We start from the raw sequence: 505 nt of genomic DNA on the forward strand, positions 1-505 counted from the left end.
GGTGCGGGGTCGGTGGGGGTGTCATCGGCACCGCGACGGCCGGTGGACGCCGGGTCGGCGGGCCCTGCATCGGCACGAGCCGATTCGGCGGACGCGGCAGCGGCACGACGGCGCCCGGCCGACGCGGGGCGCTTCTTCCGCTTGGCCGCGGCGCGGGGGCGGTCGGCCGGATCGGCGCCGGACTGGTCGGCGGGCGAAGCCTCGCCGTCGGAACGGCGTGCGGGGTCGGGGACGGCCCCGTCCATGGACGACGACCTCAGGCCGTCGTCAGGCGAACGCTCCCTGCTGGACGCGGGGATCGAGGCGGCCGGCGCGGAGCTGCCGGCGGAGGGGGTCCGGGGCGCAGCCCCGGTTTCGGGAAGGGGAGGGTCAGGGGAAAACAACGTGTCGTAGAACCGCACTCCCGCGAACGGCACATCAAGCCGCCCCGCATCCACCCCCCGCTCACTCTGAGGCGGCACAAACGGTTCCGCGAACGGATCCGCGTCGAAGTCGAAGCGGAACC

The 505-nt window shown here is 75.0% G+C and carries 1 pseudogene; it reads right to left on the reverse strand.

Features of this window, described 5'->3' with window-relative positions:
• Window positions 1–245, reverse strand: a pseudogene (locus tag K6I33_RS35665) (hypothetical protein); the annotation flags it as partial.
• Window positions 246–505 lie beyond the last annotated feature (260 nt).

The organism is Streptomyces sp. UNOB3_S3 (genome assembly GCF_020740895.1).
GTDB lineage: Bacteria > Actinomycetota > Actinomycetes > Streptomycetales > Streptomycetaceae > Streptomyces.